At 46.5% G+C, this 14,842-nt stretch carries 15 protein-coding genes; 9 read left to right on the top strand and 6 right to left on the bottom strand.

Annotation, left to right across the window (positions count from 1 at the left end; genetic code table 11):
• Positions 1-89: 89 nt before the first annotated feature.
• From BM358_RS02300 to BM358_RS02290, 3 genes are all read left to right on the top strand, one after another.
• Positions 90-929, top strand: a complete 840-nt coding sequence (locus BM358_RS02300; protein WP_028542808.1) for a MerR family transcriptional regulator — start codon at positions 90-92, stop codon at positions 927-929.
• Between the two features lie 70 nt (positions 930-999).
• Positions 1,000-1,512 carry a peptide-methionine (S)-S-oxide reductase MsrA gene (gene msrA, locus BM358_RS02295; RefSeq protein WP_028542807.1) on the top strand — a complete coding sequence of 171 codons (513 nt, stop codon included), beginning with the start codon at positions 1,000-1,002 and terminating at the stop codon, positions 1,510-1,512.
• A gap of 125 nt (positions 1,513-1,637) precedes the next feature.
• A complete protein-coding gene (locus BM358_RS02290; protein ID WP_028542806.1) occupies positions 1,638-2,573 on the top strand; it encodes a divergent polysaccharide deacetylase family protein in 936 nt (311 codons plus the stop codon).
• Here BM358_RS02290 and BM358_RS02285 read toward each other — a convergent pair.
• Entirely contained in the window at positions 2,548-3,309 is a 762-nt protein-coding gene (locus tag BM358_RS02285) for an N-acetylmuramoyl-L-alanine amidase (RefSeq protein ID WP_028542805.1), read from the bottom strand. The two genes, BM358_RS02290 and BM358_RS02285, sit on opposite strands and share 26 nt — an antisense overlap.
• A 208-nt stretch (positions 3,310-3,517) precedes the next feature.
• Between BM358_RS02285 and BM358_RS02280 the strand changes: the two genes are divergently transcribed.
• The gene (locus BM358_RS02280) at positions 3,518-3,709 is read left to right on the top strand and encodes a YqzE family protein (protein ID WP_023988052.1); all 192 of its coding nucleotides are present in this window, start codon (positions 3,518-3,520) and stop codon (positions 3,707-3,709) included.
• 99 nt (positions 3,710-3,808) lie between these two features.
• Here BM358_RS02280 and BM358_RS02275 read toward each other — a convergent pair whose 3' ends face one another.
• From BM358_RS02275 to BM358_RS02260, 4 genes are all read right to left on the bottom strand, one after another.
• Complete coding sequence (locus BM358_RS02275) at positions 3,809-5,065, bottom strand: hypothetical protein (RefSeq protein ID WP_226887703.1); 1,257 nt, start codon at positions 5,063-5,065, stop codon at positions 3,809-3,811.
• A 58-nt stretch (positions 5,066-5,123) separates the two neighbouring features.
• Positions 5,124-6,074 (bottom strand): YqhG family protein, encoded by a 951-nt coding sequence (locus BM358_RS02270; protein WP_028542803.1) that lies wholly within the window; start codon positions 6,072-6,074, stop codon positions 5,124-5,126.
• A gap of 1 nt (position 6,075) precedes the next feature.
• Positions 6,076-7,890, bottom strand: a complete 1,815-nt coding sequence (locus BM358_RS02265) for a DEAD/DEAH box helicase (protein WP_028542802.1) — start codon at positions 7,888-7,890, stop codon at positions 6,076-6,078.
• Between the two features lie 135 nt (positions 7,891-8,025).
• Complete coding sequence (locus BM358_RS02260; RefSeq protein ID WP_023988057.1) at positions 8,026-8,865, bottom strand: helix-turn-helix transcriptional regulator; 840 nt, start codon at positions 8,863-8,865, stop codon at positions 8,026-8,028.
• A gap of 163 nt (positions 8,866-9,028) precedes the next feature.
• On the opposite strand from BM358_RS02260, the gene fabF reads away from it, so the two are divergent.
• From fabF to BM358_RS02240, 4 genes are all read left to right on the top strand, one after another.
• Complete coding sequence (fabF, locus tag BM358_RS02255) at positions 9,029-10,267, top strand: beta-ketoacyl-ACP synthase II (protein WP_023988058.1); 1,239 nt, start codon at positions 9,029-9,031, stop codon at positions 10,265-10,267.
• Between the two features lie 141 nt (positions 10,268-10,408).
• Positions 10,409-10,915 carry a GNAT family N-acetyltransferase gene (locus BM358_RS02250; protein WP_028542801.1) on the top strand — a complete coding sequence of 169 codons (507 nt, stop codon included), beginning with the start codon at positions 10,409-10,411 and terminating at the stop codon, positions 10,913-10,915.
• A 20-nt stretch (positions 10,916-10,935) separates the two neighbouring features.
• Positions 10,936-11,892, top strand: coding sequence for a helix-turn-helix transcriptional regulator (locus BM358_RS02245; protein WP_023988060.1), 957 nt, complete (start codon positions 10,936-10,938; stop codon positions 11,890-11,892).
• A gap of 94 nt (positions 11,893-11,986) precedes the next feature.
• Positions 11,987-12,727, top strand: coding sequence for a zinc ribbon domain-containing protein (locus BM358_RS02240; RefSeq protein ID WP_028542800.1), 741 nt, complete (start codon positions 11,987-11,989; stop codon positions 12,725-12,727).
• Positions 12,728-12,813: 86 nt separating this feature from the next.
• Here BM358_RS02240 and BM358_RS02235 read toward each other — a convergent pair whose 3' ends face one another.
• A complete protein-coding gene (locus BM358_RS02235) occupies positions 12,814-14,049 on the bottom strand; it encodes an MFS transporter (RefSeq protein WP_023988062.1) in 1,236 nt (411 codons plus the stop codon).
• A gap of 195 nt (positions 14,050-14,244) precedes the next feature.
• Here BM358_RS02235 and BM358_RS02230 point away from each other — a divergent pair, with 195 nt between their 5' ends.
• Positions 14,245-14,832: a TetR/AcrR family transcriptional regulator gene (locus BM358_RS02230; RefSeq protein ID WP_023988063.1), complete on the top strand. Its 588-nt coding sequence runs from the start codon at positions 14,245-14,247 to the stop codon at positions 14,830-14,832.
• The last annotated feature ends 10 nt before the right edge of the window (positions 14,833-14,842 follow it).

Genomic DNA, 14,842 nt, shown 5'->3' with positions numbered 1-14,842 from the left:
TAATCTATAGGGTTACCCTATAGTCAAGTGCTAATTCTCGGGATAAAATAGACATACTAAACTTCTAAAACATAACGGAGGAATGAGTTATGTCAAAAAGTCACAGCCCATACTTTACTACCAGTGAGCTGGCCAAGACTTGCGGAGTCACCAAACATACCCTGTTCCATTATGATGAGATCGGGCTCTTGAAACCAGAATTCACAAACTCAAAAGGCTATCGTTTTTACTCCATTCAGCAATGCTACGCGCTTGATATTATTAATGTGCTAAAGAAGGCGGGAAGCTCACTACAGGAAATCAAGGAATTTATTGAGAATCAGAATACGCCTCTGCTCATAGAGCTATTCAAACAGAAACTGCATGACCTTGAAGTGGAACGGATTAGAATAAAACGGATGCAAAGCCTATTGAAAGATGCCATTGAAATGACGGAGCAAGCCAAGGGAGAGTTACACGATGGACCGTCGATAGAAGAATGTGAAGAGGAATATTTCATTGCCACACTACTGGAACAGGGTGATGGTGATAAGGAGTTTGCTCACAAATTAAGTGAACATCGAGATTATTGCGAAAATCACTTTACTGATTATGAGTTTCCGATCTGGACCATTTTATCCAAGGATCGGTTTGAGTCAGGGGATTATTATTCCGATTATATTGCCAATAAGCTAAAGGCTCCGACTGTGGGAGAGAGAATAGTTACCAAACCCAAAGGCCTCTATGCTGTCTTAAATCACAGAGGATCATATGAAACAATGTCTGAAGCGTACTCCGTTATAAAAGAGTATATAGCGAGTAAAGGGATGACTGTGTGCGGGAGTGCGTACGCAGTGGATTTGCTCAACTATTTCGCAGAAAAAAATCCAGACGACTATGTAATACGGATATCGGTTGAGGTTTGTAAAGGGAGAAAATTTCTTTTATAAGGTTATCTTTTAAGATATGATAAAAAATAACGCACTTTATGATTGAAGCTATTGAAAGGTTGGATGAAATATGGAGAAAGCAACTTTTGCAGGTGGATGCTTCTGGTGTATGGTGACTCCGTTTGAGGAGCAGCCGGGCATTCATGGCATTGTGTCAGGATACACTGGAGGAACGATTCCCGATCCGACCTACGAGCAGGTTAAAACAGGAACTACAGGTCACTACGAGGTGGTGCAGATTACTTTTGAGCCTGAGCTGTTTCCTTATGAAAAGCTGCTCGAATTATATTGGCCGCAAACAGATCCTACCGACGGGGAAGGTCAATTCCAGGACCGGGGTACACAGTATAAACCCGCAATTTTTTATCATACAGAGCAGCAACGTGAGCTTGCGCAACAGTCCAAGGAGCAGTTGGTACAAAGTGGACGTTTTGATAAGCCAATTGTAACGGAGATTCTTCCTGCTTCTATTTTTTATCCGGCAGAGGATTATCATCAGGATTACCACAAGAAAAACGTGAAGCACTATAAGGAAGATCGGGCCCAATCAGGCCGTGATGAATTTATTGATAAGAACTGGTAAGCGGCTTTAATATACGTTTCTACGCACGATAAGGCAGATCAGGGAGTATTCCATGGATCTGCCTTATACATATTTAGACGAGGTTACTCACACAATGAAGGGACAGAGAAGGAGGCTGACCCGCAATGAGTACACGACGGAAGCTACACATGAGAAACATAATAAAAAAGGCTTTAAAGGCATCTCGCGGCCGGAAAGAGCCAGCTTATGTACCTGTATTCCATTCAAGCTCTAAAATACGGAGAACCGTAGTACTCTGTATTTCGGTATGCATGTTATTCATGGTCTGTAGTACTGGTGTTGCAAAAGCATTAGACAAACAGGACGTGCCGCAAAAGATGGTTGCCGTCATTATCGACGATCTGGGAAATAATATGAAAGGGACTGAGCAAATTTTAAATTTACCCGTTAAGATTACCGTTGCTGTGATGCCTTTCCTGCCTACAACCAAGCAGGACGCTATGGAAGCGCATAAGCGTGGTCATGATGTCATCGTCCATCTTCCAATGGAACCAAAGCAGGGAAAGCCCGAATGGCTTGGACCCGGAGCAATTAAGGCAAATATGACGGATGAAGAAGTACGCGCTAAGGTGACAGCAGCCATAAAGGATGTTCCTTATGCGATAGGAATGAACAACCACATGGGTTCCAAGGTCACTTCGGATAAACGCATTATGTCTATTGTTCTTGATGTTTGTAAGGAGCATGGACTATTTTTTGTCGACAGCCGTACTAATTATTGGTCAGTGGTACCTGAACTTGCCGCTAAAAAGGGAATGCCACCGGTACGCAATGATGTTTTCCTGGATGATGTCCATACACTCGCTCATGTGAATCGGCAACTTACAAAAGTGGTTGAGTGGCTGGACGAGCACGATACATGCGTAACGATTGGGCACGTTGGCATGTCTGGCATGTATACATCCTCGGCTCTTCATTCATCGGTTCCCAAGCTAAAGGAGCACGCCAAATTTGTGGGTATTAGCGATTTGGTGCGTGCTGTATGGGGATGGACTGGAGACCCAGCCACCAACACTACCATGCCGTCAGATGCGCAATAATGCCTTCGGCAACAGCTTCAGCAATGCTTTTTTGACCGCGATCCCCGGAAAGCATGGCTCTGTCCTGTTCGTTACTGATAAATCCGGTTTCCACAATTACAGCGGGATGCTGGATTTTATTCAGAAGATAAAAGGGTTTTCCGTACACTGTTTCTCTATTCATGCAAAATAAGCGGTTTAATGAATGCTGAATCCGTTCAGCCAACAGATAGCTGCTGCCTTCATCCTGATACAGCACAATGGGTCCACGTTTTTCGGTACGTTTGGTCCAATTGACATGCAGGCTTACAACCAAAGCGGTGGGCAGTTGTTCTGTTAGACTTTTACGTTGAGCCAGGTCTTTAAGGTGCCGGGATTTGGACTGCAACCAACGGTTATCGTCACTCAGTGCGTAGTCCTTGTCCCGATTCAGGACAGCAGGGTAACCCTGGGAGCGTAAGATCAAGTACAGCTTTTGAGCAATGGCGAGATTGATATCTTTTTCCAAAAGCCCTTTGTGACTTGTTCCACCATCCACGCCGCCATGGCCTACATCAATCAGGACAACGGGCTTGGCAAAAGCGTGATAGGACGAATGTACGTTGGATGGACCCTCTGTATACTTGTTCGGTTCGCTACTTTTCTCGTTGGGCTGAGCAGCTATATAGGTAAATGGGGCAAATACAGCACTGCAAAGGATGCATAGACTCAACCCCAGCCCTTTCAGCCATATCTTGTTTAACTTTTTTTTTCGCACGTTCTATTCCTCCAGTGGACGAATTGATTATTTACTGATTGAAGATAGTATGTTCCATTTAAGGGAAACCATGCATAGTTATTCCCACAGGGGTTAGACCTTTTGGAAAATGAGCAAGCTAGTTGTATCTGCACCTAACGTGTAAATCCGATATTTCCAAGCAATGTGAATGGACATGATAGGGGCAGAATAGAGGAGGTCATGGAGGATGGCGAAGAGTGACGAACTGGTGACGTATATTACGCAGCGAATTGTTCGCTATATGGAAACACCGCGTGATGTTCGACGCAGTCAAAAACAAGCCAGAGAGCCGTGGGTGAGCAAATGGTTTGGCATGTTGCCTCTGGCTCTGAAAATGTGGATGAAATCCACACGCAGAGAACGAAGAGAGCGACATTAAACTCGCCAAAGAGACCACAAGAGGCATAGGGGATGCCATTTGAGGTCTCTTTTTGTGTTGTAGGGATCATTCCGAATCATTTTGCGTGTTTCTTAATAACTAAGAGTCCAAACGAAAAAATTCACCAGCTGACAATAACTGTTTTAATGGTACAAATCGGGACAGTCCATGATGGTAGGTTAACGCATATAAATTGGGTTGGGACGGATGATCTGGGGATATCCAGGACTGATACCCACTAATGGATAAGGGACCTCCAAAGGCAAAATTGATACCTGTGGCAGAAAATATAATACGCGGTGAAATACTCAGTGTATCCATAAATTGGGCTGTGTTACGGACAGAAAGTTTTTGCTTGGGTTGAAGCCAACCCAGATCGTCATAGGGATCAAAAGGAGCAGACGAGACCGTAACCGCTTGCGCCTTTGTTTTCAAAAAGGGTACAGATAAAGAGAATGCGTTGTTCTGGAGCTTATGTTTCCAACTCCCATCTGCCACTTCTACAGGTAACGGATCGCCAGTCACAGCATCAATACATATTTCGCTGCCTGTAGAGGAACGCACCAGCCAGTAGGCTAGTAGCGGTTCCTCATACATAGGTGTGATTTGCAGCTTGTCGATAGATGAAAGATCAGTATCTGTGAGCGACACCAGGGATTGACGAAGTACAGCCATACTATAAGGCCCGCCCGGACCATTCCCGTATTCGTTGAGTTGATATGCGCCATTGGAGTCTGAGCCGATAATCAGGTAGCCGATGTATTCTCCCGCACGGTTTACTTGAACAAGCCAACTATGGGTTCCAGGTCCGAGCGGATGATAGCTAAGCTCAGCATCTTTCCACGAGGCAAAAGGGGGCTGCGATGATAGGGATTGTACCGTGTTGTCCGCAGTCTGTTTTACGTCTGCGGGCACGCCTTGCTCCTCAGTAGGAAAACTTGCTGAAACGTCACCTGGGGAAGGGGGAATAGGACTCGTGGAATTCAATGGAGGAACCCACGAGCTTTCGTTGTAGAGAGACACCGAGTTTAAATTGTTGCCTTGTGCGGCTGAGGGAGCCGCATGAATGGAAGTGAACGGACAGACTGCGGACAGGCCGATCAGAACAGCTGCGATCATACCTATGCTATAGTGCCCGGAATGACTCTTATTCAATGTAATCCACCTTTCTGTCGGCTTGATTGCCCGACGGAGGCATTCTTTTTTATCCAGCATACAGCCTGTCCGATAAAAAGACTGCTGCACCTTGTCGGCATAAATGTCGTATCCAGGTTCGTTTTTTGCTGTCGATACATAGGAGACATGTTTAACCAAACTTGTGGTTACAGCAGCGGAAACTGATGTAGGCTGAAGCAAGATGTTACAAGCTGACGATACCTCTGCAACTTTCCTGCGAAGGAGCGAGAGATATCGGTTACCGCAGATGAAATATCCCGCAGTTAATGGCGGATACGAGTACCTTTGGCTCATATTGCCATACCATTTCTTTACGGCGGGCTTGATACTGCTCTGAAATGGCCTCTTTTTTATCCTCTTCCTCTTTCTGCTCCTTGATTAGATCATCGTAGTAATGGTCAATAACCTCCAATTCCTCACGCAATCGTTCCCTCGCCTGCTCAGCCCAATCATAATCTTGCTGACGGAGCTGTTCGGTAAGATAGCTTTCAAGCGAGGTGGAAGCTTCAGGGACAGACAGCTTGGCAGGCTGTACATGCATATTGCCCGCCAGCAGCGGGCTGAGCTGTCGGGTTTCGAGCATGGCGCCAAAATCGGTTACAATGGTGCCGCTTTTGAGCGAAATACCTAGCCACTGAAGTTCCTCACGCTTCAAATCGCAGGCGAATTCAATCTTATAGCAAATGCTGAGCCAAGCTTCATAGACTACGGGAGAGCGGGCAGACAGCTGACGGGCATCAGGCTGCTCAAACAAATAAACATATTTCCCTCCATCCCGTGCGGCTTCAAAAATTTGATGCAGCCGACGGCTTCCATATCGAAGCTCCTCCTGCAAAATACGTCCAGGTCCTAATTGTGGTAACGTCGGTACATGACCGAAGTAACGCCCCATGACCTGATCCTGTGCTGCGTTGCCTGATGCTGGAGTTGGTGGCGTATGATCGGCTAAACGTTCCTGTTCTGTGCGATAGGCTTCCCCATCAAAGATGAAAGTGAAGGACATCGTCTGCGCTGGAACGCCAGTACGCTCTACGTATCCCCAATAGTAGGGGCGGTTTGTTAGGGCTTTATCCGCTTCTGGAGAAAGCTTGACGGTTACATGGTGGGGCGACCTCTCGATGACACTACATCCGGTAGCTTCCAGATAGGTGTGGACAAAGCGCTGGACTTGCTGTGCATTCATGGTCAAACTAGCGACCTCCTTTCACACTGCGTCGAGCTTTGCCCGGAGGAACCGTATTGCCTGCTAAGCCTAATAAATCCTCGGTGTTTGGCTGGTCTGTGCGCAGTTGTTCCATTTCCTGTTTGATGGAATCCAGCGAGTGACCCAGATTTTGCATTTTTTTGCGAATTTCATCATCGCTACTGGATTCAAGCATAATTTTATACAAACTTTTTTCAATGGATTCTTTCTTCTCAAACTTCTCCAGAATAACGTCCAATCCGCCAATGACCATCTCAAACATATTTATCTTTTCATGCAGCAGATGCAGGATATGCTCCTCAATCGTTCCAGTTGTGGACAAGTTAAAAATATTAACATCATGCGTCTGTCCAAGTCGATGTACCCGTCCGATCCGCTGCTCCACGCGCATGGGATTCCACGGTAAATCGAAGTTAATCATATGGTGACAAAATTGCAGGTTAATGCCTTCACCACCCGCTTCGGTGGCAATCATGACCTGAATGCGCCCACGGAACAGATCCATCATCCAATCCTTGCGTCCACGGTTCATGCCGCCTCGGTAAGGAACAGCAGATAGGCCACGGTCACGGAAATAGTTCAGCAAATACTCCTGTGTGGCTCGGTATTCTGTAAAAATGATCACTTTTTCGTTCATCTGACGGATAAGCTCAAGCGCTTTTTCTGCTTTGGAATTGGCCTTGATCGCTTTAATGTGTGCAACCAAATCCCAGACACGATCGCGTAGAGGAGAGTCTGGAGCCATCTTTTTAGACAAATTGACCAGAGTCACGAACACAGCGTCCCGGCTGCTGCACACTTCCCGTTGAAGGGTGACGAGAGACAGCATGCTACTTAAATTTCCGCCATTCGCCTGGTATTGCTCTTTGACAAAAGAGGTCACCCCATCGTACAGCGCTTGCTCTTCCGGCGAAAGTTCCAAGTGAATGTTGGAAACATTTCGTTTGGTGAATTGAACCGGGCCTTCTCCGCGACGATTGCGGATCATGACTTTAGACAGCTCATCCTTGAGCTGATCTTCATTTTTAGGCAGACGCTTATCTACAACAAAGTTGGCTGAAAAATCGCCATGTCTTCCCAATTGACCGGGCTTGAGCAGTGTAATCAGGTTAAACAGCTCAGACAGATCGTTTTGTACAGGTGTTGCTGTCAGGAGCAAACAATATTTTTTACGCAGCTTCATAATAAACTGGTAGTTGGATGTCTTTTCATTTTTCAGCTTATGAGCCTCGTCTATAATGAGCAGGTCATAATCGGTATCTAGCAGGATGTTACTATGGGGCTCCCGCTTGGCGGTATCCATAGAGGCCACGACGACCTCTGAAGACCAAGAATACGCTTTCTTCTGGGCGACAGCGGGAATACCGAATTTGCTGTTCAGCTCACGCACCCATTGTAGGACCAGGGATGCGGGTACAAGAATAAGCACTTTGGAAGCCAGCCCGCGAACCAGATATTCTTTTAGGATCATTCCAGCTTCGATCGTTTTGCCTAGGCCGACTTCATCGGCAAGAATGGCACGTCCGGACATTTGAAACAGTACCTTCCGAGCGGTATCCAGCTGATGGGGTAGTGGAGTGAGGTCTTGCAAATGCTGTAGACATTGAAGCTCATCGAAGCTCGGCACCAGCTTGGCTTTTTCAGCCTCAATGGCCAGCTGATACAGATTCCAATCTCCCCAAGGGCCACCTTTGTGTAGGCGTTGGTCCAGCTCATCCTGCCAGCTTCGATCAAATTGCACCGGAACAGGCAGTGGCGCTTGATTGTGTATATGCGGGGAACTTGTCGATTTGGCTTTCATGATGATTCCCTCCCTCCTGGTAGTAGCACAGTTGAAGCTCTTGGTTCTGTCACATATGTGGCATCTATTTAGCACAGATCGTAGATGTAGTATGGACGGAAAAAGATATCTTCATAACAGGAGGGATGAAATCCTTTAGCTGCCTTCCATTAACTTTTGGAGTTTACTTTCCGTAGAGGTTTGCGCATTGGGGGTGTAAATGCTACAACGGAGATCAACACTGCCTTGTACCTGAAGAGAAGTCAGGTCAAATAGCATTTTGCCAGCCTTGGCATGACGAAATTCAATGAGCACCTCCGGTGCGGAGCTTACTTCACTCTGATTCCAAAGCTCGTTAAACTCTGGGTAGGCCTGGCTCATATTTTGTATAAATTGTGCATACCAGGGGTCTGTCACGTATTGCCCGTAATAAGCGCGGAAAATAGCAAGGAACCCCTTTACAAAGTGTTCCCAGTTCACGGCTAGACTTTTAAACTCCTTTTTGGTGAATAGCAGTTCAATCATATTGCGTTGCTCATGGGGTAGCTCGGCAAAATCCATAAAAACATGAGCAGCAGCGGCGTTCCAGCCGACAATATGACAGCGCCGATCTGAAATAATAGCAGGGCAGTAGTGGAGCTCTTGTACGATCTTTTGCAGAGAGGGGGAAATGACGGCTTGCTCTGCAGGAGCAGGAAGGCTGTGAGACCCGGCTTCGATCGCCAAATCATACAAATATTTGCGCTCGTCTGTGTTCAACTGCAATGCGGCAGCAATAGCATCCAACACAGAGGCGGACACCTTAATATCTCGTCCTTGCTCCAGCCAGGTATACCAAGTCGTACTGACACCTGCCAGCTGAGCGACTTCTTCTCTGCGCAAGCCTGGTGTTCTGCGACGTGATCCTTGGGGGAGACCGACCATATGTGGGTGTAGGCGGGCTCTTTTTGTTTTTAGAAAAACAGACAGTGCTTCCAGACGTGCTTCCGTTTTCATAGGTATTTTCTCTCCATTCAATGGGTATATCCGAAGTGAGCAAATAAGGCGTTTACTATAGTAGTGTTCATTATACCAGGATAAACAAACACTTGTAATAGGATAAGACGAGGGTAAAATGAGGATTATAAGTAAGTCACCGAGCAGGAGGAATGAATAGCTTATGCAAAGAGTAGTGATAACAGGTATGGGTGTCGTTTCCCCACTGGGTAATGAAGTGGACACGTTGTGGAAGAATTTGCTGGAAGGCAATTCAGGTATACGTAAAATTGATACATTCGATGTGTCCGATTTGAAAGCACAAATTGCTGGACTGGTACAGGATTTTGATGCAGAAAAACAATGGGGACGTAAAGATGCTAGACGAATGGATCGGTTTACTCAGTTTGCATTATATGCAGCAGAACAAGCGCTTAAGGATTCCGGTCTGGAACTGGATCACACCGATTTGGAGCGTGTCGGTGTTTATGTGGGATCGGGAGTCGGCGGTTTGGATACGTTGGTGGACAATGTAGATGTGCTGCTACATCGTGGACCGGGTAGAGTTAGCCCAACGCTGGTACCTATGATGATCTCGAATATGGCTGCTGCTCAAATTAGTATCGCGTTTGGAGCGATGGGACCTACGCTTTCACCCGTGACGGCTTGCTCTATTGGGAATACAGCAATTGGAGAGGCGTTTCGGACGATTCGTACAGGAGATGCGGATGTCATTTTTGCTGGTGGGGCTGAAGCGGCGGTGACTAGATTGGCCTTGGCGAGTTTCGCTAATGCGACTGCCTTGTCCACACGTAACGAGGAGCCTTCTATAGCAAGTCGACCTTTTGATCAGAATCGGGACGGCTTTGTCATGAGCGAAGGTGCAGGTATTCTGGTACTGGAGTCACTGGAACACGCTATCCGACGTGGTGCGGAAATCTATGGTGAGGTCATCGGTTATGGAGCCAGTTCGGATGCTTATCACATGGTTGCACCGCATCCCGAAGGAACCGGAGCTTACTTGGCGATGAAAGCGGCCCTTCGTTCGGCTCACATCTCCCCTGAAGAAGTGGACGTGATTAGCGCCCACGCGACGAGTACGTCTGTCGGGGATGTCGCTGAGACCCTTGCAATCCACAAGCTTTTTGGTGATTATGCCTATCAGATTCCGGTTACTGCGAATAAGTCCATGCTGGGTCATATGCTGGGGGCTGCGGGCGGTGTTGAAGCGATTGCACTTGTGCAAAGCCTGCGAGAAGGTATCATTCCTCCAACCATGCATCTGGATAATCCAGACCCTGCTTGCGATCTGGATTATGTGCCTCACGAAGCGCGCAAGGTTCCACTAAATATTGGGCTATCTAATTCTTTCGGCTTCGGTGGTCATAATGCGGTTATTGTGCTGAAGCGCTACGAGTCATAATTTGTAAGGAGTTATTGAAACCTCAGGCATTCTATCCGGCTGGATAGAGCACCTGAGGTTATTTTAATCGAAGAATAACAGATTCATTTTAGAGAAGAGATAGAGTAAGATGAAGGAAAACATTTGGAGGGACGGGAAACCATGATTTTAATCAGGAACATACAACCAGCAGACGCTGAAACGTATTGGAATTTGAGACTGGAAGCCCTGCAAATGAACCCTGAAGCTTTTGGAACCTCCTATGAGGAAGCTGCACGAGTTCCATTATCTGATGTGGTGAAGCAGATACAAAATAAACGAGATCATTACATACTTGGTGCATTTACAAAGGATCATCAGCTGGCTGGTATGACTGGGTTTAGAAGAGAACAAAAAATAAAAACGCAGCATAAAGGAACGATTTGGGGAGTTTATGTACCATCGACCTACCGAGGTCAGGGGATCGCTAAAAAACTTTTATTGGAAGTCATCAGCCAAGGTAGAAAATTGGAAGGTTTGAAGCAAATTAACCTGAGTGTGGTAACTACCAATCAAGCTGCTGTTAAGCTGTATAGGAAGTTGGGATTTGAAACCTATGGTATAGAAAAGAATGCTTTAGAATATCACGGACAGGAATATAATGAGGAACTCATGGCTTATTTTTACTAAGGGTGAAAGGTTTTGAAAAAATGAAAATTGACCGATTGCTTTCTATCGTCATTTTGCTGCTAAAGAAAAATAGAGTACAAGCGAAGGAACTGGCTGATTTATATGAGGTTTCGATCCGGACGATCTATAGAGATATTGAAGCGATTAGTATGGCAGGTATTCCGGTGGTGACTTATCAGGGAGCCAATGGGGGAATCGGTCTGATGGAAGGATACCGTTTGGATCGCAGTATGCTGACGGATAACGATGTCAAGGACATTGTGATGGGGCTGCAGAGTTTGTCCTCGACGTTGGGCAGCCCCAATGTGTCGCGGTTACTTCATAAATTTGAAAGTATTATACCGGAGTCCGGGAAAGAGCGATTTAGTGTCCGTACCACACAGTTTATCGTCGATCATTCGGGATGGGGAAATCAAGCTGCACAGGAAGGCAAATTGAAAAAGGTGAAAGAAGCAATGAGCCAAGCGCGTACTGTCGCTTTTACCTATCGAAATGCGGAAGGAGCCATAACGGAACGGAATGTTGAACCGCATACGCTCGTTCTGAAAGGACAACAATGGTTTGTATATGCGTATTGTCCCGATAGGGAGCAGTTTCGTCTATTCAAACTCTCCCGCATGAGTGACCCTGTGGTTACAGAGACAGTTTTTGCTCGCAGGGACCTTTCTTATGAAGTGCTGCCGTGGAATGAGGGACGGATGGAGGCATCCAGAGCCGTACAACCATTTACGCTACAATTTAACCGTAATTCAAGGCATTTGGCGGAGGACTGGTTTGGCGTAGAAGCATTGACCGAGCAGGAGGAAGGGATCTACACGGTTTCGGTCCCGTTTCCCGAGGATGCATGGGCGTACGGATTTATTTTAAGCCTGGGACCGGATGTGGTTGTCAAGGAACCAGCCCATTTGCGAGACAAGATTCATAAGATGGCGCTGAGTATTGCGTCTAATTATGAAGAAGTTCGGGAATCATCTTAGATTAAGTAAAACAAACCTGACCCATAGTTGTCAGGTTTGTTTCGTTATACTGGTGGCATACCTGATATCAGTTAGCGAAAGGGGATTTACGAGGATGGATAAAGCTTGTCAAAGTTGCGGGATGCCGTTGGAGCATGAGGACCAATATGGAACGGATGCACAACATCATAAAACGGATGAGTATTGCAAGTATTGTTACAAGGAAGGCGAATTTGTACAGCCTGAATTGACTATGGAGGGAATGATTCAGCAGTCTGTGCCTTTCCTGGTAGAGAAGGGGATGCAGGAAGAAGAAGCGACTTCGATGCTGCGTAATTACCTGCCGTTTTTGAAACGATGGCGGTCCTCAGAGGATACGGGGCTTACACTGGATGGACCCATTCGGGAAGAATATCGAGGTGAGATCCGTTTGATTGGGTTGAAAGCACGTACAAGTAATCAGAATGAACAAACATCTCACGGGATCATTCCAAACATGTGGGAACGTTTTTGGAGTGAGGACGTGCCTGGTCGGATAAAGGAAAAAGCAGGACATGCTTCTGTCTATGGTTGCTATACTGACTATGAAAATGGAGCTTTGGGCGAGTATACATTTTTTATCGGGAAGGAAGTGGCTGTTGATTTCCAGACTCCTGACGATCTTGAAGAACTTGTCATTCCGGCTGCACGCTATGCTATTTTTCAGGCAACTCAGGAACCTTCTTCTGTCTTCCGTGTATGGCAGACGATTTGGGAGTGGGCTGCCATGGGACAAGGGGAGCGGACATACACAGGTGATTTTGAAGTGTATGGCAGTCCAGATGAACCTGTTTTGATTTATATTGCAATCAAGTGATGATTTTGTCGTGACAGAAGAGAACCGCCTGGCCATTATTGTGGACCAAGCGGTTTTTTCTGATTCAATCAATAGCAGTCTCCCCATCAAGTTGAACGTCGAGTTACAGCCCAAAAGATGAGAGCCAGAGCACTGACACCAGCTCCTAATAGACACACCCCGTTCCATCCGGCATAGATGTACATATGAGTGGAAGCAATGGCCCCGGTGGCGCTACCGATGGAATAAAATATCATGTAGCCTGCAGTAAGTCGGCTCCGTGCCTCAGGGCGAACATTGAAAATCAGGCTTTGGTTGGTGACATGTACAGCCTGTACGGCCAAATCCAAAAGTATTACGCCAAGAACTAAAGCGAACAGAGAATGCTCGGTGTAGCGGATAGGTAACCAGGATAGCAGCAATACAACTAGTGCGATACCCGTCGTCCGTTGTCCCAAGCCCTGATCGGCAAGACGCCCTGCTCGTGCTGCTGCTAATGCCCCGGCGACTCCAGCCAGGCCAAAGGCTCCGATGGCTGTATGTGAAAGAGATAGAGGCGGGGCACTGAGAGGTAACACAAGCGAAGTCCACAATATGCTGAACGCCGTAAAAATGAGCAGCGCAAGGACAGCACGAATACGCAGAATTCGTTCTTGCACGAACAGTACGATAACCGAGCGGAGCAGTTGCGGATAGGAAAGTGTCACACTTGTGGGTTCGTTCTTTGGCAACACCCGCAACAGAGCTACAGCCATAAACAGCGTAAGTATAGCAGAAACAAGGTAAACTGAACGCCAGCCTGCCAGATCAGTTAATACACCGGCCACGGTTCGTGCCAGCAGAATGCCGATAACGACTCCACTGGTCACCAGACCTACGATACGCCCACGTTCAGTCGGATTAGCCAAGGTAGAGGCGAAAGCCACGAGTGTTTGAGTGACTACAGCCAGCAGTCCAATCATTGCCATTCCCATAAGCAGTATTGTACGGGTAGGAGCAAAGCTAACCACGATTAGTGCCAGCACGGATAGCAGCATTTGCCCTGTAATCAGTCGTCGTCGATTCAAAAGATCGCCAAGCGGGACGAGCAGCAATAATCCCAACGCATAACAAATTTGCGTGATGGTAATGACCATGCCTACCGATGAGTGCGTAATGCCAAATTCGTTTGCCAGCGCATCCAGCAATGGCTGTGCATAGTAAATGTTAGCGACAGCCAGCCCGCAGGCTATGGCAAACAAGAGTGCCACAGATCGGGACAAGGAGGGAATGGGGGCTGTTTCGGCAGCATTTGCTACCTTTTGATGAGGGAGGAGTACCGCTTTTTCTTCTGACGTCTTCATTTTCACATACCACGTCGCTTTCTGTAATTTACATACCGTTGAGTATAATATACCGATTGGTATGTAATGAATTTAGGTCAATATAACTCGTGCAAATATAAAATGTCAAGAGTTTATCATGTACATATTTGACAGTTTCTTTTCCTGATCATACAATCTTAATATACTGAACGATATGAAAAGAAGGAGCTGCTTATGGTTCGACCACGGGAATTTGATGAAGATCAAGCGTTGAATGCAGCGATGCAAATTTTTTGGGAAAAAGGATTCGAGGCTACATCTTTAAGCGATTTAACCTCCAAAATGGGAATTCAGCGCCCTAGCATTTACGCTGCTTTTGGAGACAAGAAGCAATTATTCGAAGCCGCGCTGCGCAAATATACGCAATCCCACGCTGCTTATGTACGCTCTAGACTACAAAGCAATTCTTCTGTAAAAGAAGCGTTTTACAATTTTTTTGGAGGAATCGTGGCAGAAGAGTACGAGGATGGGCCTAATAGGGGATGCTTTTGTATCAATACGATGGTAGAATTAGCCCCTCATGATGAAAGATTTGAAATTTTAACCAGAGAACATCAGATGTATCTTTCTGCCGTCTTTCAGGAAACCCTTGAGCGCGGTATACGATCAGGAGAGCTGGAGGCTAGCATGGACGCACGAGCTCTGGCCCATACGATGGTCTCTTTGTTAATCGGGATTACCGTGATGATGAAATCACGTCCAGCGCGCTCTTTTGTAGATCAGGCGGTTGCGACTTTACTTATATTACTGGATGGGAAATAGAGATGAAGGG

Origin of the sequence: Paenibacillus sp. cl130 (genome assembly GCF_900116035.1) — a bacterium.
GTDB lineage: Bacteria > Bacillota > Bacilli > Paenibacillales > Paenibacillaceae > Paenibacillus > Paenibacillus polymyxa_B.
Note: the sequence above shows the minus strand (reverse complement) of the source record. Positions and strands in the feature narration are given on the sequence as shown.